General features: G+C 35.9%; 15 protein-coding genes. 6 read left to right on the forward strand and 9 right to left on the reverse strand.

Translation table 11 applies throughout. From position 1 onward, the window contains the following. Positions 1–211 precede the first annotated feature (211 nt). The 4 genes from ACFVR1_RS09915 to ACFVR1_RS09930 all read left to right on the forward strand — a co-directional run bounded on the left by ACFVR1_RS09915 (position 212) and on the right by ACFVR1_RS09930 (position 6,578). Positions 212–3,847 (forward strand): AAA family ATPase, encoded by a 3,636-nt coding sequence (locus tag ACFVR1_RS09915; RefSeq protein ID WP_387583608.1) that lies wholly within the window; start codon positions 212–214, stop codon positions 3,845–3,847. A gap of 4 nt (positions 3,848–3,851) precedes the next feature. Further along, on the forward strand, positions 3,852–4,292 hold the full coding sequence (locus tag ACFVR1_RS09920; RefSeq protein ID WP_387583610.1) for a hypothetical protein: 441 nt from the start codon (positions 3,852–3,854) through the stop codon (positions 4,290–4,292). Between the two features lie 4 nt (positions 4,293–4,296). Then, positions 4,297–4,920, forward strand: coding sequence for a hypothetical protein (locus ACFVR1_RS09925; RefSeq protein WP_387583612.1), 624 nt, complete (start codon positions 4,297–4,299; stop codon positions 4,918–4,920). Between the two features lie 293 nt (positions 4,921–5,213). Further along, a complete protein-coding gene (locus tag ACFVR1_RS09930) occupies positions 5,214–6,578 on the forward strand; it encodes a TrkH family potassium uptake protein (protein ID WP_387583918.1) in 1,365 nt (454 codons plus the stop codon). Positions 6,579–6,661: 83 nt separating this feature from the next. Here ACFVR1_RS09930 and hpaB read toward each other — a convergent pair whose 3' ends face one another. The 9 genes from hpaB to ACFVR1_RS09975 form a co-directional block, all read right to left on the reverse strand. Continuing rightward, positions 6,662–8,095: a 4-hydroxyphenylacetate 3-monooxygenase, oxygenase component gene (hpaB, locus tag ACFVR1_RS09935; RefSeq protein ID WP_387583614.1), complete on the reverse strand. Its 1,434-nt coding sequence runs from the start codon at positions 8,093–8,095 to the stop codon at positions 6,662–6,664. A gap of 118 nt (positions 8,096–8,213) precedes the next feature. Next, positions 8,214–8,780, reverse strand: coding sequence for a metal-dependent hydrolase (locus ACFVR1_RS09940; protein ID WP_387583616.1), 567 nt, complete (start codon positions 8,778–8,780; stop codon positions 8,214–8,216). 269 nt (positions 8,781–9,049) lie between these two features. Next, positions 9,050–9,727, reverse strand: a complete 678-nt coding sequence (locus tag ACFVR1_RS09945; protein WP_387583618.1) for an MBL fold metallo-hydrolase — start codon at positions 9,725–9,727, stop codon at positions 9,050–9,052. A 2-nt stretch (positions 9,728–9,729) separates the two neighbouring features. Then, positions 9,730–10,359, reverse strand: coding sequence for a TetR/AcrR family transcriptional regulator (locus ACFVR1_RS09950; protein WP_387583620.1), 630 nt, complete (start codon positions 10,357–10,359; stop codon positions 9,730–9,732). 1,238 nt (positions 10,360–11,597) lie between these two features. Further along, positions 11,598–13,202, reverse strand: a complete 1,605-nt coding sequence (locus ACFVR1_RS09955; RefSeq protein ID WP_387583622.1) for an ABC transporter permease — start codon at positions 13,200–13,202, stop codon at positions 11,598–11,600. Beyond that, positions 13,202–14,095, reverse strand: coding sequence for an ABC transporter ATP-binding protein (locus tag ACFVR1_RS09960; protein ID WP_387583624.1), 894 nt, complete (start codon positions 14,093–14,095; stop codon positions 13,202–13,204). Before ACFVR1_RS09960 ends, ACFVR1_RS09955 begins: the two co-directional genes overlap by 1 nt. A gap of 15 nt (positions 14,096–14,110) precedes the next feature. Beyond that, a complete protein-coding gene (locus ACFVR1_RS09965) occupies positions 14,111–14,734 on the reverse strand; it encodes a TetR/AcrR family transcriptional regulator (RefSeq protein ID WP_387583627.1) in 624 nt (207 codons plus the stop codon). A gap of 568 nt (positions 14,735–15,302) precedes the next feature. Then, entirely contained in the window at positions 15,303–16,388 is a 1,086-nt protein-coding gene (locus ACFVR1_RS09970; RefSeq protein WP_387583630.1) for a carboxypeptidase-like regulatory domain-containing protein, read from the reverse strand. Positions 16,389–16,467: 79 nt separating this feature from the next. After that, a complete protein-coding gene (locus tag ACFVR1_RS09975; RefSeq protein WP_387583632.1) occupies positions 16,468–18,183 on the reverse strand; it encodes a pyrroloquinoline quinone-dependent dehydrogenase in 1,716 nt (571 codons plus the stop codon). Between the two features lie 194 nt (positions 18,184–18,377). Between ACFVR1_RS09975 and ACFVR1_RS09980 the strand changes: the two genes are divergently transcribed. Both ACFVR1_RS09980 and ACFVR1_RS09985 read left to right on the forward strand, forming a co-directional pair. Next, on the forward strand, positions 18,378–18,794 hold the full coding sequence (locus tag ACFVR1_RS09980) for a cupredoxin domain-containing protein (RefSeq protein ID WP_387583635.1): 417 nt from the start codon (positions 18,378–18,380) through the stop codon (positions 18,792–18,794). A gap of 239 nt (positions 18,795–19,033) precedes the next feature. Continuing rightward, positions 19,034–19,804 carry an isocitrate lyase/PEP mutase family protein gene (locus ACFVR1_RS09985; RefSeq protein ID WP_387583638.1) on the forward strand — a complete coding sequence of 257 codons (771 nt, stop codon included), beginning with the start codon at positions 19,034–19,036 and terminating at the stop codon, positions 19,802–19,804. Positions 19,805–19,813 lie beyond the last annotated feature (9 nt).

The following is a 19,813-nucleotide window of genomic DNA, read 5'->3' on the forward strand; positions in this document are numbered from 1 at the left end:
TTATTAAGGTGAAAAAAATACATTTAAAATGAGTAAGAAATTCAAAATAGCTAATAAATGATAGTAAATCAGCAGGGATTTACGTTAGTATAGATACGAGAGTTCTTCGGCATATTATTCATTCCAGAAATGGAAGAACAGATTAATATACCCTTGAGATATGTTTAAATCAGTCAAAAGAATACTTAAGAATTAAGAAAGGTGGCATCGTATGGAAATTATCATAAAAAGAATAATCAAATTCCTATTTCCGGAATTACAAATAGTCCAAATCTTTAAAGAGAAGGGTTTTATCGCTAAAAAACGAAGCTCACTAAAACAATCTCAAATGCATGCTAATCAAGTAACGCAATTACGCGAAGATTCTTTTTCACCTACCCCCCCATCTAATCACATTGATCTTACAAAAAATGAGAACAGGAAGAAACAGACTATTGAACAAAATAACACCGCAGCCTACTCGCACAAGAATAAAAGGAATGGTGATAGTCTAAATCCTTCTGACACTTTCGATATGATGAATTCTATTTTAGAGCGAGAAATTATCGGACAAAGAAGTTATTTAAAACAACTCTCCATTGCTTTTAAAAGACCTTTTGTAACTGGCTATGACGATACTAAGCCTAAAAATGTTATTTTCGTTCTTGGAAATAAAGGAACAGGAAGAAAAAGTAGTATTAATTTAATGGCAAAACTGCTCAGGAAGAACAATCTTACAAATAGTTCTACAGTTTTTAAGATGGACCTCTCTTCTTATGCGACAATATCTGAATTTAGTTTATTCTTATCAGATTTATATAAATGCTTGTACGGCGAATCTGATGTTTTGTTATTTGAAAATTTCGAGAAAACTCACTCGAGCGTGATTGATGTCATCTCCAAATTGACTATGACAGGCAAATACACTCTCAGCTCAAGATATATTCTTTACGATGATAACCTTGTGGAATCAACAGGTATGCTAACTCAAAATTCTATTAGTGAATTAAGTGCAAACGGAAAGTTTTTTATTTTTACTAGCGAGAAATCTGAGCAAGACGTTTTTAATACGTTCGGTTCTAAATTTACAGAATCAATTGGCGATATTTTACATACCTCCGAATTTGACGAAGCAGAAAAAATGCAATTGGTTCAACTTACTCTAAACAGTTTGAAATCGGAATGTAGAAGTCTACTTTCCATTTCTCTTGAATGGGATGAAAATGTATTGAATGGAATTTCATCTGAATTTAAAAACGCTTCCGGAGTTATTGGTATAAAAGAATACGTAAATGAACAAATATTTAAGCCATTAGCGGAGTATAAGCTTCGAAATATGATGAATTTAGACGAGCCAATTTTATTATCACAAACGGACCAAAAATTCTCTGCTAATATTAATGGGAATATAATTTATCTTGCCAACATATTACCAAAAAATAATGAGTTAGTACTTGAAGATATACAGAAAGAACTTGCTAATGTTATTGGACTTGATTTAGTTAAAAATTATGTATTACAACTCGAAGAAAATCTAAAGATACAAAAAAGAAGAGAACATGCAGGATTTAAAACTTCTAATGTTTCCATGCACATGATTTTCACAGGAAATCCAGGCACTGGGAAGACCACAATTGCGAGAATTGTAGCAAAGTATTTGAAGGCTCTAGGTGTACTTTCAACAGGGCAGTTACGGGAAGTAACTAGGGCAGATCTCGTTGGACAATATGTTGGTCATACTGCAAAAATAACGAATGATGTAATCAAATCTGCATTGGGTGGGGTACTTTTCATAGATGAAGCATATGCTTTATGTCGAGATAAGCATGACACATTCGGCCTTGAGGCAATTGACACGCTTGTAAAAGGTATGGAAGACCATCGAGATGAACTTGTAGTGATCTTAGCAGGTTATAGTGATGAAATGTCGGAGTTCTTGAAAGTTAATTCGGGCTTGAAGTCTCGCTTCCCTAATCTTATTCATTTTGAGGATTATACTGCCGAAGAAATGTGGGAAATTGCTTTAATTACTGCTAAAACGAAAGGTTATCGTATTTTAAATGATTGTCGAGATGCACTCATCAAATTATTTGAAAAAAGACAGATTAAAGGTCGGAATGACAGTGGAAATGGAAGACTTGTCAGAAATGTTATTGAAAGTGTAATCCTCAATCAATCTAAGAGGCTTACAGAAGATTTTTCTGCAGAGCTTGATGTCCTAACATATGAGGATTTTAAATTTGAAGAGACAGATAAATTCGACTTAGAAACTAGCTTGGCCCCAATTATAGGACTTGATAGTGTAAAAGAGTTTGTAAAAATGCAACATAAATTATTGATCGCTGATGAAAAACGGAAAAAAGCAGGTTTACAGGTTGATACCACTCAATCGCTCAATATGATTTTTAGCGGAAATCCTGGAACTGGAAAAACAACTATCGCACGAATTGTGGCGACTATGTTTAAAGAAATGGGCTTACTTAAATCGGGTCATTTAATTGAAACTGATCGCGGTGGACTAGTAGCTGAGTATGTTGGACATACCGCCAAAAAGACGGAAGAAGTTTTTAAGTCCGCTCTCGGTGGTGTATTATTCATTGACGAAGCCTACTCTTTAGCGACTGATGGAAATAGTTTTGGTGCTGAAGCAATCAATACACTCGTAAAATTAATCGAGGATTATAGGGGAGAAATTGTTGTCATCCTTGCAGGATACGATAAGGAAATGAAAGACTTTTTGAAAGCAAATTCAGGTTTAGAATCTAGGTTTCCTTTAAATATAAATTTCCCAGATTATTCTGTGCAAGAATTATTCCAAATCGCCTTAAAACTAATTTCAGCGAAAGGCTTTAAAGTGGATAAAGAAGCTGAAATTGTACTAGAAGAACAGATTTATTTACTTCATAAATCTTCTAACACTCATTCTGGAAATGGTAGAATGGTGAGAAACTACTTGGATGAAATTACGAGAAATCAGTCTGCTAGGATTGCAACAAGTGAAGTACCAATTGATGAAATGAATTTGATCATTTCTCAAGATATTAAACCAAATGAAAAAGTATTAAAAAGTTTTGATCTGGAAATGGAATTAGCCACAATTATTGGGTTAGAAGAAGTAAAAGATTATATACGAAGTTTAAGTGCGCGACTCCGGATGCAAAATGAGCGTAAAAAACTTGGAATGATAGTAGATGAAACTCAATCAATGCACATGGTTTTCAAGGGGAATCCTGGAACTGGTAAAACCATGGTCGCTAGAACGGTCGCTCAAGTATTGTACAATATCGGCCTAATTAGTTCTAATAAATTGATAGAAACAGATAGAGCTGACCTTGTTGCTGGATATGTTGGCCAAACTGCTATAAAAACAAAGGAAGTTGTTATGTCTGCTATGGACGGAGTACTCTTTATCGATGAAGCCTATTCATTAGCACAAGGAGGAAACAATGATTTCGGGAAAGAAGCAATTGATACACTACTTAAGCTTATGGACGATCATCGAGATAAAATCGTTGTAATCATAGCTGGTTACAGTGAAGAGATGGATCATTTTCTATCCATTAATCCCGGTTTGAAATCAAGATTCCCTAACATTATTGAGTTTAAAGATTATAACACGGAGCAGTTAATGCAGATATCTAAACAGTTTTTCAATGGCCGAGGCTATGTACTGGATGAAGCTGCAAAAAATAAGCTGCATCAGATATTACAAGGCGCAGGAACAGAAGCTCATTTTGGAAATGGCCGATATGTAAGAAATATATATGAACGTGCAGTTAATAACCAAGCAATACGATTAAGTATCGATAACCATTTAACTCGTGAAGAATTGATGACTATTACAGATACAGATATTGAGAGGGTGTGAATTCATGAAAAGTAAGTTAGCAGCAGTTTTTGCAACGCTGTACTTTATTTCTCCAATGTCCTTTATATTACTAATTCTAGTTTTTATGCCACTTTTATTCGTAACGGAGGTTGGTACAGTGTTAGCATCCGGATTTTCAGGACCTAAAACATCCGCTACATTTATTGGAATTTGTGGATTGTTTATCGGTATCTCTATGCTCATCCCAGCACTTAGAAGAATGTATAAGGCATTACCTTGGCTATATTCTCTTATTACGATATTTTTCATCAATTTAGTCATTATGAATATTGGCTTATCCATACTAAACTACGGTTACGAAGTGACTGACACTACCCGACATATGCATTTTTTTCAGTTAATGATATTATTTGTTATTCTAGCTAGATTGGCAATGTGTGTTTATTTAAACAAAAAGCCTTTGACTAACATAGAATTGAGGTAAGTATATGGACAAAAACCAATCAAATTTAAAAAAGAAAATTGATGACGCAATGGTGAATTCAGCTTCCAAGCAAAAAAAGTCATTCGAAAATAATGATCCATTCTCGGAAACAAAATTGGAAGATAAAGTGAATCAGAAGAAGAAAAACAAACCTCTTATCCTTTTTGGAAGCATCTGTTTGATCCTTGGTATTGTAGGAATATCGCTTGCAAATACAGCAACCGTTGATGAATCAGAAACAGCTAAGAATGCTCTCCAAAATAAGATGTCTACTGGCGTTTCAGCTGGGGTTATCTTGTTGAGCTCTGACGAAAACATAGGAGCACAAGATTATACGATTACTCATTCGTCTTCGGAAAAGGATACAAAAATCTGGGTATGGGATTATGCCGCGGAGGATGGAGATTATGTACAAGTACTAGTCGACGGCAAAGCAATTTCAGAACCTTTTATGATCAAGCATAAGCCCAAGGTGTTTACTGTACCTTCTGTAGGAACAATCCAAGTAAAAGGAATTAAGGATGGCGGCGGGGGGATAACCTATGCCGTAAGATATGAACTTAATGGCACAAGCTACTTCAATAGTGCACCAGAAGGAGAGTTCAATACTTATGAACTGGTGAAGTAATCCTTATTGCTAACCATTAAAAACAATCATTCTCTAAGGCTACCAGAGAATGATTGTTTTTTATCTTTTCAATGAAAGACCCCATAAGAAATTAGTGAAGTTGAGTATCGTAGTGTAGATAGACTTTATACTTTTAGTTATTTATACCCAATATTATGCACAAATTTACTATGTTAATTACCCCTTACCGTGTACGTATGTATTTTATATAATCGAATTAAAAATATTTCTTTCAAATACACCAGATTTTCTTTATGATAGGTGATATGAAAAAATTGAAGGGATCTGTAATTATGTGGGGAAAAGTAAGAAGTAGGTTAGAGAGGCTATCACCTGCCCAAGTTATTACAGGCTATTATTTACTGGCAGTAACTATATCCATACTATTATTTAGTCTCCCGGCGGTTTTTAAGCCTGGTGTTCACGTATCTTTTATTGATACGGTCTTCACTGCCGTTACTGTGGTAAGTGATACAGGTTTGACTGTATTTAATATTTCGGAGACATATAGTGTATTCGGCTATTTTGTTATTATGATTGTTTTGCAATTTGCAGGGCTTGGCATTATGGCGATCAACACATTTTTTTGGATACTTTTAAGGAAAAAAGTTGGTTTACGTGAACGCCGTCTAATTATGGTTGATCATAATCAATTCGAATTATCAGGGCTCGTACAAATGGTTAAAGAAATTCTTAAAATCATTTTCCTTATTGAGATTTTAGGTGGGCTTATCCTAGGATTGCATTTCTTAAATTATTATTCAACCTGGGAGGATGCTTTACTCCATGGTTTGTTTGCATCCGTAACTGCGACAACAAACGCTGGAATGGATATTACGGGAGAATCACTCGCTCCTTATGCTGGTGACTATTTTGTGCAAATAATAACAATCATTCTAATCATTCTTGGTGCTATTGGATTCCCGGTATTAATTGAAGTGAAGGAATATTTATTTCGAAGAAAGACGGACTATCAAAAGCCTTTCCGGTTTTCATTATTTACAAAATTATCGACAGTAACTTATGGAATTCTTCTTGTTATCGGAACAATTCTTATCCTAATATTTGAATTTCAACATTATTTTAAAGGTTTAACTTGGCATAAAAGTTTCTTCTATGCCTTTTTCCAAGCAGCAACTACTAGAAGTGCTGGGCTTACTACAATGGATATTACCGAGTTTACTATGCCAACACTGTTGGTTATTAGTATTTTTATGTTTATCGGTGGCTCTCCAACCTCTGTCGGCGGAGGAATACGTACGACGACATTTGCTTTGAATGTATTATTTATTTATCATTTCGCTAAAGGAAATCGTAATATCAAAATTTTTAATCGAGAGCTTCACGAAGAGGATATATTGAAATCACTTGCCATAACAATGCTAGCTATTATTATGTGCTTTATATCCGTTGTAGCAATAAGTGTTTTTGACCCAAAGCCCCATCTTATTGAAATTGTATTAGAAGTTTGCTCCGCATTTGGTACAGTAGGTTTGTCTATGGGGATTACTCATGACCTTAGCATTTATTCCAAGTGTATTCTTATGGTTTTAATGTTTGTAGGAAGAATCGGCTTAACTTCTTTCTTATTTATCATTGGTGGTCAGAAGAAGAAAACAAAATATCAATATCCGAAAGAGAGAGTTATTACTGGTTAATCAAGTAAACTTTTTCTTATAATAAATTGTTGAGCCCTTTGAAACTCTAATTGAAGTTTCAAAGGGCTCACTGTGTATTATATTCAGTTCAACATATCCTTCACTCTCTGTACATATGGAGCCTTATTGTATGCATGGTATAGCTCGCTAGTAAGTCTAATAGGATCGCCAAAGAAAAAGCGTTCGTATAAAGTTTGCCGTGTACCGAAAGAACTCATCGTTAAATCCCATGCTAAACGGAAGAGTTTAACACGATTCTCGGCATTATCAGCTTTTGACTGTAAGTATTGATCCAAATCGTTTCTAATGGATGATTGGAATGCATTTTCAGTTGGGATAGACATTAATCCACTTGCCCCTAAAATCTGAATAATTTCAGTAAACCTTGGATAGATTCGCGGAAAAACATTGATAGCTACTTGCAGCGTTGTAACGTTTGGTTGCATTAAACCCCATTTATCTACTTCGGCTTCTACTTCAGACTTTATCAACAATGCCTTCATCGTTTCTAAAGCGATAATAATTTCAGAAACTTTTTCTTGAACTTGTTGGTATTGATTTATATTTATCGATTCGATGATCGATTGGACAACCCCTAATACAAATTCAGTTTTTACAATTTGTCTTGAAACAACTTGATGTAAGGCAAAAGCTTGAAACGAACTAGTTTTCATAAAATTGTTTGACGCAGCTAGATTGTCATAATAAAATACGCGCTCCCAAGGAACCAATACATTGTCAAATACTACTACCGTATCCATTTCCTCATATCGTGAACTTAAAGGATAGTTAAAGGTTGAATCTCCACCAACAAAGGATTCTCTACATATAAACTTAAGCCCTTTAGTATTACTAGGGATGGAGAAAGCAAACCCTTTTTCTTCCTCCACTACAGCTCCGGATGATATTACAAGTATTTCATCCGTTATTCCACCTTGTGTTGCCAGCAACCGCGCACCCTTTACAATGATTCCTTCTTCGTTTCTATCCATCACTTTTGAAGCAATGGGCTCTTCTGATTCCTCGATATAAATAGGTGCTCGATTGACTTGGGGATCAATAAATGTATGTGTCATAGATAAATCTTTTTCACGTGCATACTCATAGAACGATCGTAAGTTATTAGGAAAACAATTCTTTTTTTCATTCAAAAGATCGGCAGATGACGCTAAGGCCATTAACACCGTGTTCATATAGTCTGGACTTCTTCCCATAAGGCCATGGTTCGATTTAGCCCAATGCTGTACCATTAATCTCTTTTTAACTAAATCTTCTTTTGTTTTAGGCTGTATATAGGACATACCTACAGGCTCAGATGTTAATGGTGAAGGATGCGTCATGACATCTTTTAATACTGTATCATGTTGCATGTCGTACAATGCCGCCTGACTTTTCATAATCCCTTTAAACGAAGCGTGCTCTGAAATCTTACCTGTCACAGGCTTCCCGTCTATCCAAATATCCGTTTTCAATTGGTCGATTCGATCAATATACTGTTTCCCCGTAATAGCTGGCATACTCACACTCCTAGTTGATACAAGCTAATTATTCTGCACATCTTTTGTTGTATACTATTAACATTTCCTTTTTATTGTTACAAGTTGGTATGCCTTACTTGAACGAGGAATTTTTTCGTTACAGAAAGATGCCGATATACAAGGAGAGAATAAGAAAAACAGTCATTAATAAACCAGCTATAATACCTTTACGTTTATGTGCTGGCCCAGCTTTTTTTATGGCATTTTGAAAATATAAAAAACAACCTACGGCGATTAATAATGACTCGACTAGAATGCTTCCAGGAATGGTTTCCCATAGTCCTAATCCTAGAAGTGGCATATTACCGATATTACCAGGTAAAATCGGCATATCAGGACGATGAACAATAAAATCAAGAATCCAATGGCTGAATACAACAACTCCTATAATAATTCCAGATTTTTTCCCCCAAAACCTTTTTGCGAGTAGCCCCGCTAATATGGAAAGGATAAGTGCACCTACTAAAGAATGCGAGTAGAAAGCATTAATAACAACATTTCCATATCCACCTTTACCTATTGGTTCAATGGACTCTAAACCAACCAAATTAAATATAATAAACGCAATATCAAGCAATTGTGAGCCAACTATTAGTGACCATAGTGGCGTCTCAGGCGTTTTACTTTTTACTGCAGCCGAAATTCCAAAATGCCCTGCAAACATTTTTACTGCCCCCTAAAGAATATTCAACACTAGGAAACTATTTATTAGCCTGCTTTGGTTCATAAAAAAACCTTATTAGAAAAATGATGCAAGTTGACTTAGCCCCATAAGAAAAACCGGGCAAAAAGACGTTAGGTCCTTTTAAGATGAGTAACCCTAGAAATACAGTTGATTTCCGCTTTGACGGACGCTTTTCGCGGGCATGGCTTCAGTCTCCTCGTCACTGCGTCCTATTCCCGCGGAAGTCTCCGTGATATAGGAGATTTAAATTACTTCCCACTAAGTTTTCTCTCGACAGTTCGAACGTAGTCCTCTAATTGATCAGCGGGATTAAACACAGTATTTCCATGACATACTTCTAAACGTTTTGGTTTCAATATTCCAACGATATCACTGCTTTTTAATGCTTCCTCCATATCAGGTGTAAACATGGGAGGTTGGAGTTTACCATTTTTCGACTTAAACAAATCACCTGCTAATAGCACTTGATCTTTTTCATGATAGTACACAACATGACCGGGGGAATGGCCAGGCGTAAAAAATGGCTTCAATCCGCCTACTGATTTCAAGTTTCCGGACTCCTCTTCTAAAAGCGGTTGAGTTAGTTGTTTTGGTAAGTTGTTTTCTAGTTTCTTTCTTTTTGGATAGAGCGTATTCCCTTCCAAATAAGGAATTTCTATTCGGTGTGCGTAAACAGGCACTTCATTTTCAGTCAATATTGCTTTTACCGATCCAACATGATCAGAATGTCCATGCGTGAGAAGAATTTGTTTTAGCGGGCCAGCGTTTAGTTGTTTCATGAATTTCATGATCCCTTTTGCCATCATTGGCATTCCAGCATCTACTAAAGTTATCCCGTCTTCTTCCACAACAACCCACACATGAATTGGGATAATCATCCACGTTTTTAAGCTCCATATATGTTCAGAAATCTGTTTTGCTTTCATCTTCATTTCCCCTTATTTAATTTTTCTTTAAAGCCTAATAAAAGTATTTCAATCGAGAGATCAAATGTAGGAGTCAATCTCTCCATTAAAACGTCAAGTGGTTCATGCTGATACGAATAAGTACTTAATATCCCATTCAAATTGAAATAATAAATACGGGAATAAGCCAACAATTGTTCATCGTTTAGATTAGAGAGGCATTCCTGAATATTTAACTTCATCATGTCAAAAATTCTAATCCGAAGTTTATTGATCTCTAGTTCTTGCTCTGCTTCATCTACTCTTGAAGATTTAGCATTGAAAAAAATGTCGTACATATTACGATACTTTAAACAAAAGTGAATATATTCACGACTAATTTTTTTTAGTTTTTCTTCTGCTGCTAATGTATTCCTATTTGAAATATGATGCAATTGGTCGTGAAGTTCCTGCAAAGACGGCATAGAAAGTTGGTGGAGCAATGCTTCCTTATCTTTGAAATACAGATAAATTGTTGTATGTGAACATCCTGCATCCTTAGCAATTTCTCGTATCGTGACTGAATCATATCCCTTTGTAGCGAATAACTTCCCTGCAGATTGTAATATTTGTTTTTTCGTTTCTTCCGAACGTTGCTCTTGTTTACTTGTCATAATTGAATACACTCACTTCTTTTAAAAATACTAACCACTGGTTACATTATAACCAGTGGTTAGTATTTAGTCAAAAAAATAATCCTCGAAAGGATATTTTTTGTATAAAAAGCTAATTCACCGCCTTGCTTGTTAATGCACATGCATTATTTCGACAAAACTTTCAATATTATCTTCGTTAGTTCTACTTTTAGGTACTAAGAAAAGCGAAAGCGCCCTTTAAGTACAAAACCTATTTCCAATCGTTTCCGGAGGGCTTTGGATAGTCTTGAGCTATATCATTACCGAAAGCTATAGAAGAGGCAGGTCGTGACTGACGTCACCACCTGCCTTTCTTTTCGATAATCTTATGGCTGTCGTCTGTCCGTCGCTCTCCTCCAACTTTAGGAATAAGTTCAAACCCTTTTTGGATAATGAAAGAAAAGATCCTTTCTTACTAAAACAGGAAACTCCCGAAGTTACAATTTCGGGAGTTATTTTAATTCTTTATTTGATGTATGCTTCCTATTTTTCACCAGCGTATTCCTACATAAAAGTTTACCTTTAGTTGATTGGAGTGAAAGCGGCGACTCCTATGGGATTAACAAGCAAATCAAGACCCTGGACTGAGCGTAGCGAAATTAATTTTTGCGACGAGCTTGCGAAAGAGCAAAATCTTTTCTGCGACGAGCTTGCGCAGGAGCAAGGCAAGCAGCTTGATGCTTGCCCCCTGGAAACATACTAACATTAGTAGAAGTGAAGTCGAGCTAACGTGGGGATCTTAGAATCCGTAGAAGGAAACCCATTCACTTCACACCATTAATTGAATCAGTTTAGTATGTTGGATCCTCGAGATCGTGTATAAGAAAGTTGAATCGATAAGGCACTGTGAAGGTTTCTATGAAACAACCTATGTAGAAAGAATCCTAATTAAGTAATTAATTTTAAAGGTGATTATTGATAAGTCCCCTTGTTTAGTGTTCATTGTTGCTTGGAGTGCAGGTGCTCGACTCCTGCGGGAATAGCATGAGCCTTGAGACCCCGCAGGTAGCGAAGCGAACGAGGAGGCTCAAGCCATGCCCGCGGAAAGCGAGCGCCGGAACGGAAAGCAACAACTCGGCCTGTAGGAAATCAATATGTTCATGGCATCAAAATTTATATACTTTCTTATTCTTTAAAAAAGGCATTACCAAAAAGACCATCATTTGATAACACCACATTTTACTCTATTAAATTATGGAAATAAAATTATCATTCTTTTAACCTAAAATGTCTCTCCTATTGTAGGTGAAGAATCCTGCTATAGTTAAAACAACTGCTATGATTAACAATACTGTAACCGACATATAATCCATTTCTTGCACTGGTAATTTTGGAATTTGACCATACGGTGAAAGATTGCTCATCCAGTTAGGAAACTGAAGTAACCCCCCTAAATATACAACTATGAATGAATACACTAAATACAACCACGTAAAACCTGTGAATTGTGGAAGAAATCCTACCAATAGTATAGCCAAACCAATCATCGTCCAAATTGCAGGCAAGTAGATCATCCCAGCTTTTAACAACGTAGGAAAGGAAATAGCATCGTCCATCACCGCTACACTTGCAGACCATAACCCAACTACCGCCAAAAACAGCATCACAAAGCTACTACCAATCGAAATCACAAAATAACTTCCCATTAGCTTTGCGCGAGATATCGCACGACTAAGTAAATGCTCCGTATGATTCTTCTTTTCTTCACTTTTCAATTTAAAGATTATCATGAGTGTAGGAATAGTACAGAGCATCGCCATTACCGTCATTAGCATAGGGATAAATTGTTCTATTAATGAAAATCCTTCGACTGGTTTTATTAAAGCTTGCATCATTTCCACGTCTTTGAAAAATGATTCTAAATCACCTAAAACAGATCCATACGAAGCTCCTAAAATGAACATTCCAATAGCCCAAGCAATTAATCCTGTACGTTGAATTCTTAACGCAAGGCCAAATGGGCTTCTCAAAAAGGGAGATGCATGAATTTTCCCTAGTCTAGATGGAAGAAATCCTGCTTCTAAGTCTCTAATAGAATTCAGGTACAGTGCAAATGCTAGTATAACTAATGCTAAACCTATTAGTAATATAACTGGTGACCAGTAATTGTAAACATAGACTTCCGCTTTTAATCCAATTCCTAGTGGTGAAAACCAGGAAAGTGTTTCATTACTAACATCTCCTATTGCTCGTATTAAATACGCCATAACAAGTACGGCAAAACTTAACCCTATTGTCCCACGAGAATTCTCCGATAGCTGGGCAAATATAGCCGTGACCACCGTAAAAATTATTCCCGTTGCCCCTAAGGTCGCTCCGTATAACATGGACCCTTCTAAATCCATACTTTCAATCCCTAATGCAAACAATCCAAATCCCATCAGGAATGCTAACAAAATATTCGTACCGCTAACCACTAAGACAGTGGCACTTAAATTCGACAATCGCCCAATAGGTAGAGAGCGGATTAATTCTATCTGTCCATCCTCTTCCTCTGCACGAGTATGTCTTGCTACTAATAAAATACTCATGATAGCAACTGCTATAGAAGTGAAAAGCAACATCTGATGAGCCATCATCGCACCGTTCGTATAGTTATCTAACCCATTACTATGACCAACCATCGCTGTCATTGCGGGGTTCAACATTGTTTGCGCTATTGCCTGTCTATCCTCTGGAGTTTGGTATAAATTCTTAAATGCAGTCGCCGTGCTGAGTGTTATTAATAATAAAGCAATAATCCAAATAGGAATCCGTAAACGATTTTGTTGTAAGATAAAGCGTGCAAGTATTCCTGTATACTTAAACAGCTGCTTTGACATTAGACTGCACCTCCCACTCCCTCATAATGGCGCATAAATAAGTCTTCTAAAGTTGGGGGTGCACTTTCTAATCTTACAACTCCAAACTGACTAACATGTCTAATCACCGTATCTAAATGTTCTGAATCTACTTGGAATGCAAATGTTTGATTGTTTACTTCTATTGAATAAACACCTATTAATTCACTTAAACCGATAATTGGTAGCTTTGCTTCGACGAGTAAATTGGTTCGGGTTAAATGTCTTAATTCACTTAATGTACCCGTTTCGATCATTTTACCTTGTCGGATGATTCCTACTTGATCACATAATTTTTCTACTTCGGATAGAATGTGACTGGATAGGAGAATGCTTTTCCCTTCTTTTTTGGCATCCATTACACATTCTTGGAATACCCTTTCCATTAGTGGGTCAAGACCTGATGTTGGCTCATCTAAAATATATAAGTCCGCATCTGATGTGAATGCTGCTATTAATGCAACCTTTTGTCGATTTCCTTTAGAATAAGTTCTGCATTTTTTGGCAGGGTCTAGTTTAAACTTTTCTATCATTTCTTCTCGCCGATTTTTATTTACTGCTCCACGTAACTTCATGAACAAGTCAATTACTTCTCCGCCCGTTAAGTTCGGCCATAAGTTCACATCGCCTGGTACATATGCAATCCGTTTATGAATATCTACGGCATCGTTCCAAGCATCCTTACCAAAAATAGTTGCCCCACCCTTTGTTGCTTTAATCATACCGAGCAACAAACGAATCGTTGTAGATTTACCCGCCCCATTCGGACCTATGAAGCCATATATTTCCCCTTCGTTCACTTCTAAATTCACACCATCTAACGCAGTAAATTTCCCAAACTTTTTCGTTAAGTTATTCGTTTGTATGACTGACATGCTTTAACCCTCCCATTATTTATAAAATAAGGTCCGCATTACTTTTATATAATCCAAAAACTCTTCCGCATATGAATCATAGTTTATTGCACTTAAATCTTGCCCCTTCAATTGCCTCTTAAGCTCATTTTCATAGCCTTCAATCGACCATCGAATCAAATTAAACGTTTTTTGAACATCTATGCTCTCTTTAAAAAATGTATAATCTATATTGCCATAAATCTTAGCGTATCCCGTTTCATACAATGCTGTTATCCGAGATTTTAAATCCGCATCAATTTGATCATTCAAAACAATAGTGCTTATAAAGTTAATTGCTTCTGGATTTTTCGAAAGGAAATCCATTTTGACTACTACGATTTGCTTCATTCGTTCCAATAAATCAGGTTCTTTATCATCTATTGCTTCAAAATACTTTTTTTCCACCATTTCAAGACAATATTCTATCAAATACAAATAGAGGTCCCGTTTAGTTTTGAAATAATAGAAAAGCATTCCTTTCCCAATTCCAGCTTCCTTCACAATTTGATTGGTTGAAGCTTGCTCATAACCTTTTTCCTTAAATTCACTCAAAGCTGCGTCAATAATTCTTTTTTGTTTATTTGTATCCAAGTTTTCAAATCGCTTTGTAATACCCATTTCCCCCTTACTGTTTTAAGTTTATTCCAGTAACAGCAAACATAGACCACTTCGGTCGATTATAGAATAACACTAATCGACCGGAGTGGTCTATTTTTTAAAAAACGCAAGCTCCCTCTAAACCTATTTTCAATCGTTTCCGGAGGACTTTGGACAGACTTGAGCTATATCAATACCGAAAGATATGAAAGAGGCAGGTTGTGACTGACGTCACGACCTGCCTCTCTTTTCGGTAATCTTATGGCTGTCGTCTGTCCGTCGCTCTCCTACAACTTTAGGAATAGGTTTAAACCCTGTTTAGATAATGAAAGAAAAAATGCTTTCTTACACATCCAAGAAACTCCCGAAGATACAATTTCGGGAGTTATTTCAATTCTTTATTTGATGTAAGACTCCTATTTCTCACCATCAAAAAGTTTACCTTTAGTTGATTGGAACGGAATCCTTGTACAAAAGTTCATGGTTACTGTGTTCATGTCATACTGAATTTTTTTACTTTCTTATCTTTTAATAAAAACTAGGCTAAGAAACCCGATGGAAATGGTTTCTTAGCCTAGTTCTCTTCTTACTATTTCATGTCATTTGGTACTATATTGTTTGGTTCATCTGCATTAATCTTGATCAAATCAGATGAAAGTGTATCTCCAGTAACTAGTTTTTCTAACATAAACTTATTAAATTCTGTTTGGAAGAATGTCGGTGATTTCTCCCATTCAGCTTTTGGTAAAGTCACAACAAAGGTTCCGTCTTTTTTAGGAATAGAAACAGAATACTTTACTCCTTCAGGTACATTGACACCGATTAAAGTTCCTTTATATACAGCACCTGGGGCTGTTGTTGTAACCAAGGTAGGAGGAGCATCATTAATGATTGTTCCTTCTGCCGGTAGGGTAACATCTACATTTACACTTAAATCTTCCGGAAACAAGAATACTTTATATTCCGGCAATGTATATTTTACGTCGTTGTAATGCACATAAAAGTAATGATTTTCATCATCTTCTGGAACGTAATCTAAGTAGTACACTCCATTTGCATCACTTGGGTTGGACATAGAGAAACCTTCTACTCCATCTCTTCTCAAGTTAATAGTTGCACCTTCTACAGGATTACCATTAGCATCTTTAATAGTACCACTAACACGATATTTTGCCGGTCCAAATGACGGATATTGTTGACCTTCCGCCATCTCTGCATGTGCATGTACTTCTACGTTTTCCGGATTTTCTTTAGAAGCGACTACTTTATCAATTGTTATCGGGAAGTTTACACTTAACTCTTCTTTTAATGCTAATAAATTCTTCGCAGTTTTCTCTCCAATTGATTTATCATTTATAGTAGCTTTATCAACAGATACAACTTTAATACTTTTTAGATCTAACTTACTTCTGTCTACATTGAATGTAAATTCTCCATTTTTATCTGTATCTAATGTTCGTTTGTTGGCCACTTGAACAACTGCACCTACTACCGGTGTCTCTCCAACTAACAGTTTCCCATTTACTTCCTTATAATGCGAGTGATCTGTATTCCACGAAAGTACCGTCAATTGTTTATCACTTAGTTGTAATGTGGCTTCACCAGCTTCCTTACTACATGCAGAAATTATGGTGACTAACATGACAGAAAGAAACAACAAATATATCTTCTTCATACATAAACTCCTTATTGTAAAAAGGGCAGAGGAATTTTCCTACTGCCCTTTTTTATTTCACTTACACAGTAATATTATATTATTTACCTGTGTGTGGATTAGTTGAATCTGATTTACCAGCTTCAGCTTGCGTTTTATCTCCACCTAGAGCAAATACAAAAATTTGAGGTTTTGATCCAGCAGATGTAATCATCACGTATGATTTACCATCAACTTCAAAAATTGAAGGAGCCGCTGAAATTGTATTACCAGCTGTTTGGAATGACCAAACATTTTCACCTGTTTTAGTGTCGATTGCATTTACTTTACCGCTCAATTCACCGTAAAAAGTAAGACCTGCTTTTGTACTTGTCAAACCGCCACGCATTGGTTGATCGGTTTTAACTTGATATGCTATTTTACCTGTATTCACGTCAATAGCAGTAATCGTACCATATCCTTTTATGCTAGGATCTGCTGCTGCAGAAGAAGTACCAAATGCCCATGCACCAAAGTATGGAGAAGTATCATTAGTTACCGCTTCTTCTTCGTTCTTAGCTGTTTTAAGAATACTTGGTTCTTCAATAGCTGGTATTAAATCTAAGTTCAACTCAGGGTCAAATGTATCTGGCGCATAGTTTTGTCCACCTAAAACTCCTGGATAAACTAGAACTCCTTCTTCTGTTGGATCTGGATGATCAATTTTACCGAAAGCTACATTATTGTATACAGGATCACCAGTAGCTGCATCATAAGCAAACCATTCAGAACCCTTTGTTCCTACAGCAACAAGTTTGCGTTCTTTTCCATCTACTTTTGCATTAAAGATAGATGGGCTATCAGCAGTATCATAATCCCAAAGGTCATGAGATTGTTGTTGTTGTGCCCAAACCATTTTACCAGTACCTGTTTCTAAAGCGATAACAGAGTTTGTATGAGGGTTCACACCCGGACGTTTCGCACCATAAAAGTCGGGAGCTGGGTTACCAGCAGAAATGTACATTAAGCCAGTATCTGGATCAACACTTGGTGGCATCCAAACTGCTCCGCCTCCGCCAAATAAACCATCAGATAACCACTCTTCTCCTTTTGGAGGTACTGTCCAGAAAGGTTCATCCCAAGCTGGTGTTAGATCGCTAGATTTGAAAGCCATTTCGAATCCACGTACCCCGTTATCTCCACCTGAGCTACCGACAAAGATTTTTCCGTCAAAATAAACAGGCGCTGTAGTTTCATAGTAACCATTATCAGATGTTAGGTCAGGGAAGAAATCACTAGCATGAATGAAATCAACCGTTTTTCCAGTTTTTTGGTCAATTGAAACTAAGCCAACATCCGCAGTAATCATAAATACTTTACCTTCTGCAACCGCAACACCACGGTTAGATGATGGCATACCTGTGCGTTTTATTGTTTCTAATACTTCTGCTGGAGGAGTCCATTCCCAAATGACATCTCCTGTTAAAGCATCAAAAGCATATACATAGTTAGAACTAGTAGATACATATGCTACACCGTCCACAACGATTGGAAAGCTTTGATTACCATTTGGAATATCTTTATTAATTTCTTTAAAATCTTTACTCCAAATAATACCTAAATCTTTCACATTATCTTTTGTGATTCCCTCGAAAGGTACATGTCTTGTAAGTTGAAGGTCGTATCCAAAGTTCGAGAAATTCTTATAGCTAACATCTTCTGATTTTTTGTCGTTGTTCTTTTCTTTATCTGTTTTTGACGAATTATCATCAGAACATGCAGCAAGCATAAGGGTAGCAGCTAATAGCGCTGAACCGTATTTTAATTTTTTGTTCAATTCAAATAACCTCCTATTATTTTTATTATTTCAGTAAGTTATATTATCACTTGTGAACAAATTTTGATAGTTAAAAGTTTTTTCATTAAAATATTTCTTATTAAATATTATAACGAAAAACATTTTAGTTGAATTTATTAAAATTAATATCTATAGTTATATAGTATTTCATAAAAAAATGGAGGTATAACATAATGAAAAACAAACTTTTTAGTCTAGTAATCTTATCCCTACTAGTATTCGCTCTTGCTGCTTGCGGATCAGATAAATCTAGCGAAGAAAAAGCAACTGAAGGTACTACAACTGACAAAACAACTTCAGAAGAAGCTACTGTAAAACCTACTGGTAATGTAGTAGAAGCTACTGTAAATGCAAAAAACTTTGAATTTGATGTCAAAGAAATTAAAGCTCATGTTGGCGACACTGTAAAAATTACACTTGTAAATGACGCTGGTGCCCATGGTATTGGTATTGATGAATATAATGTAGATATCAAAGGTGGAGAAACAGCTGAATTCGTAGTAGATAAAGCTGGAGAATTTGACTATTACTGCTCTCTTCTTTGTGGTGTAGGTCATGATAAAATGGCTGGTAAATTAATCGTAGAATAATTTACTTCCTTTATGCATAAAAAGAACCGAATTCACTTTGTTTTTGGTTCTTTTTATATAGTAAGATTTAGAAAAAACGATGTTATGAAATCACTTAATGTGTTTTCATAACATCGTTTTTTTATTTTGTAAGTAGATCAATTTTTGGATTCACACAGACCATAAGTGCAAGAAAGAGGACGAATATAGTCTTTACCTATTGTTAAAATGAAGTACGACAATATGTAGGAGGCATTCAAATGAACAAAATTCAGCAATTCAATCAGCAACATCATTCTTCTGATCTATTATTTTTAGGTAATGCATGGGATTTACTTTCTGCTTTGACTTTAGAAAAAGCAGGTTTTCAAGCAATAGGTACGACTAGTTGGGGAATTGCTAATTCCCTTGGTTTAAAAGACGGTGAACTCATCGATTTTGATCAGCATTTACGAATTATTAAAATAATTACTGAGCATGTGTCTATCCCTGTATCTGCAGATATTGAAGCAGGTTACGGAGAAGACACCGATACAATTGTGAAGAACGTTTTAAGGACGGCTGATATTGGAGTTGCGGGGATTAATATAGAGGATTCCTTAAAAAAACAAAGAGGCTTAAGAGATATCTCTCAGCATGCAAGGTTATTACTAGAAATAAGAACCGCTTTAAATCAACACGGTTATAAGGATTTCTTTATAAATGCCAGAACGGATACATATTTTCAAAAAGATAATCCTCTTTTGGAAACTATTGAGCGTGGCAAGGCATATGTAGAGAGTGGAGCTAGCGGTTTTTTCGTTCCTGGTGTTATTTTAGATTCAGATATTCATGGCATAGCAACTCAAGTTAAAGCACCATTGAACGTTTTATCTTTACCTGGATTAACAAATTGTAATAAGCTTAAAACATTAGGGGTTCGACGATTTAGTTTTGGAAATGCACTATCCGACAAAATCATTGCAGTTATGGAGAATAATGCAGCTCAGCTACTCGCTTTAAAGGATACAACCCATTTATACGAAGATTAAAACTAGAGA

Origin of the sequence: Psychrobacillus sp. NPDC058041 (genome assembly GCF_042885655.1) — a bacterium.
GTDB lineage: Bacteria > Bacillota > Bacilli > Bacillales_A > Planococcaceae > Psychrobacillus.

Excerpts from the sequence above, each read along its gene's own strand:
- ACFVR1_RS09970 (WP_387583630.1), bottom strand. The coding sequence starts at position 16,388 with ATGAAGAAGATATATTTGTTGTTTCTTTCTGTCATGTTAGTCACCATA.
- ACFVR1_RS09960 (WP_387583624.1), bottom strand. The coding sequence starts at position 14,095 with ATGTCAGTCATACAAACGAATAACTTAACGAAAAAGTTTGGGAAATTT.
- ACFVR1_RS09930 (WP_387583918.1), top strand. The coding sequence starts at position 5,214 with ATGTGGGGAAAAGTAAGAAGTAGGTTAGAGAGGCTATCACCTGCCCAA.
- ACFVR1_RS09965 (WP_387583627.1), bottom strand. The coding sequence starts at position 14,734 with ATGGGTATTACAAAGCGATTTGAAAACTTGGATACAAATAAACAAAAA.
- ACFVR1_RS09920 (WP_387583610.1), top strand. The coding sequence starts at position 3,852 with ATGAAAAGTAAGTTAGCAGCAGTTTTTGCAACGCTGTACTTTATTTCT.
- ACFVR1_RS09915 (WP_387583608.1), top strand. The coding sequence starts at position 212 with ATGGAAATTATCATAAAAAGAATAATCAAATTCCTATTTCCGGAATTA.
- ACFVR1_RS09945 (WP_387583618.1), bottom strand. The coding sequence starts at position 9,727 with ATGAAAGCAAAACAGATTTCTGAACATATATGGAGCTTAAAAACGTGG.
- ACFVR1_RS09985 (WP_387583638.1), top strand. The coding sequence starts at position 19,034 with ATGAACAAAATTCAGCAATTCAATCAGCAACATCATTCTTCTGATCTA.
- ACFVR1_RS09950 (WP_387583620.1), bottom strand. The coding sequence starts at position 10,359 with ATGACAAGTAAACAAGAGCAACGTTCGGAAGAAACGAAAAAACAAATA.
- ACFVR1_RS09925 (WP_387583612.1), top strand. The coding sequence starts at position 4,297 with ATGGACAAAAACCAATCAAATTTAAAAAAGAAAATTGATGACGCAATG.
- ACFVR1_RS09955 (WP_387583622.1), bottom strand. The coding sequence starts at position 13,202 with ATGTCAAAGCAGCTGTTTAAGTATACAGGAATACTTGCACGCTTTATC.
- hpaB (WP_387583614.1), bottom strand. The coding sequence starts at position 8,095 with ATGCCAGCTATTACGGGGAAACAGTATATTGATCGAATCGACCAATTG.
- ACFVR1_RS09940 (WP_387583616.1), bottom strand. The coding sequence starts at position 8,780 with ATGTTTGCAGGGCATTTTGGAATTTCGGCTGCAGTAAAAAGTAAAACG.
- ACFVR1_RS09980 (WP_387583635.1), top strand. The coding sequence starts at position 18,378 with ATGAAAAACAAACTTTTTAGTCTAGTAATCTTATCCCTACTAGTATTC.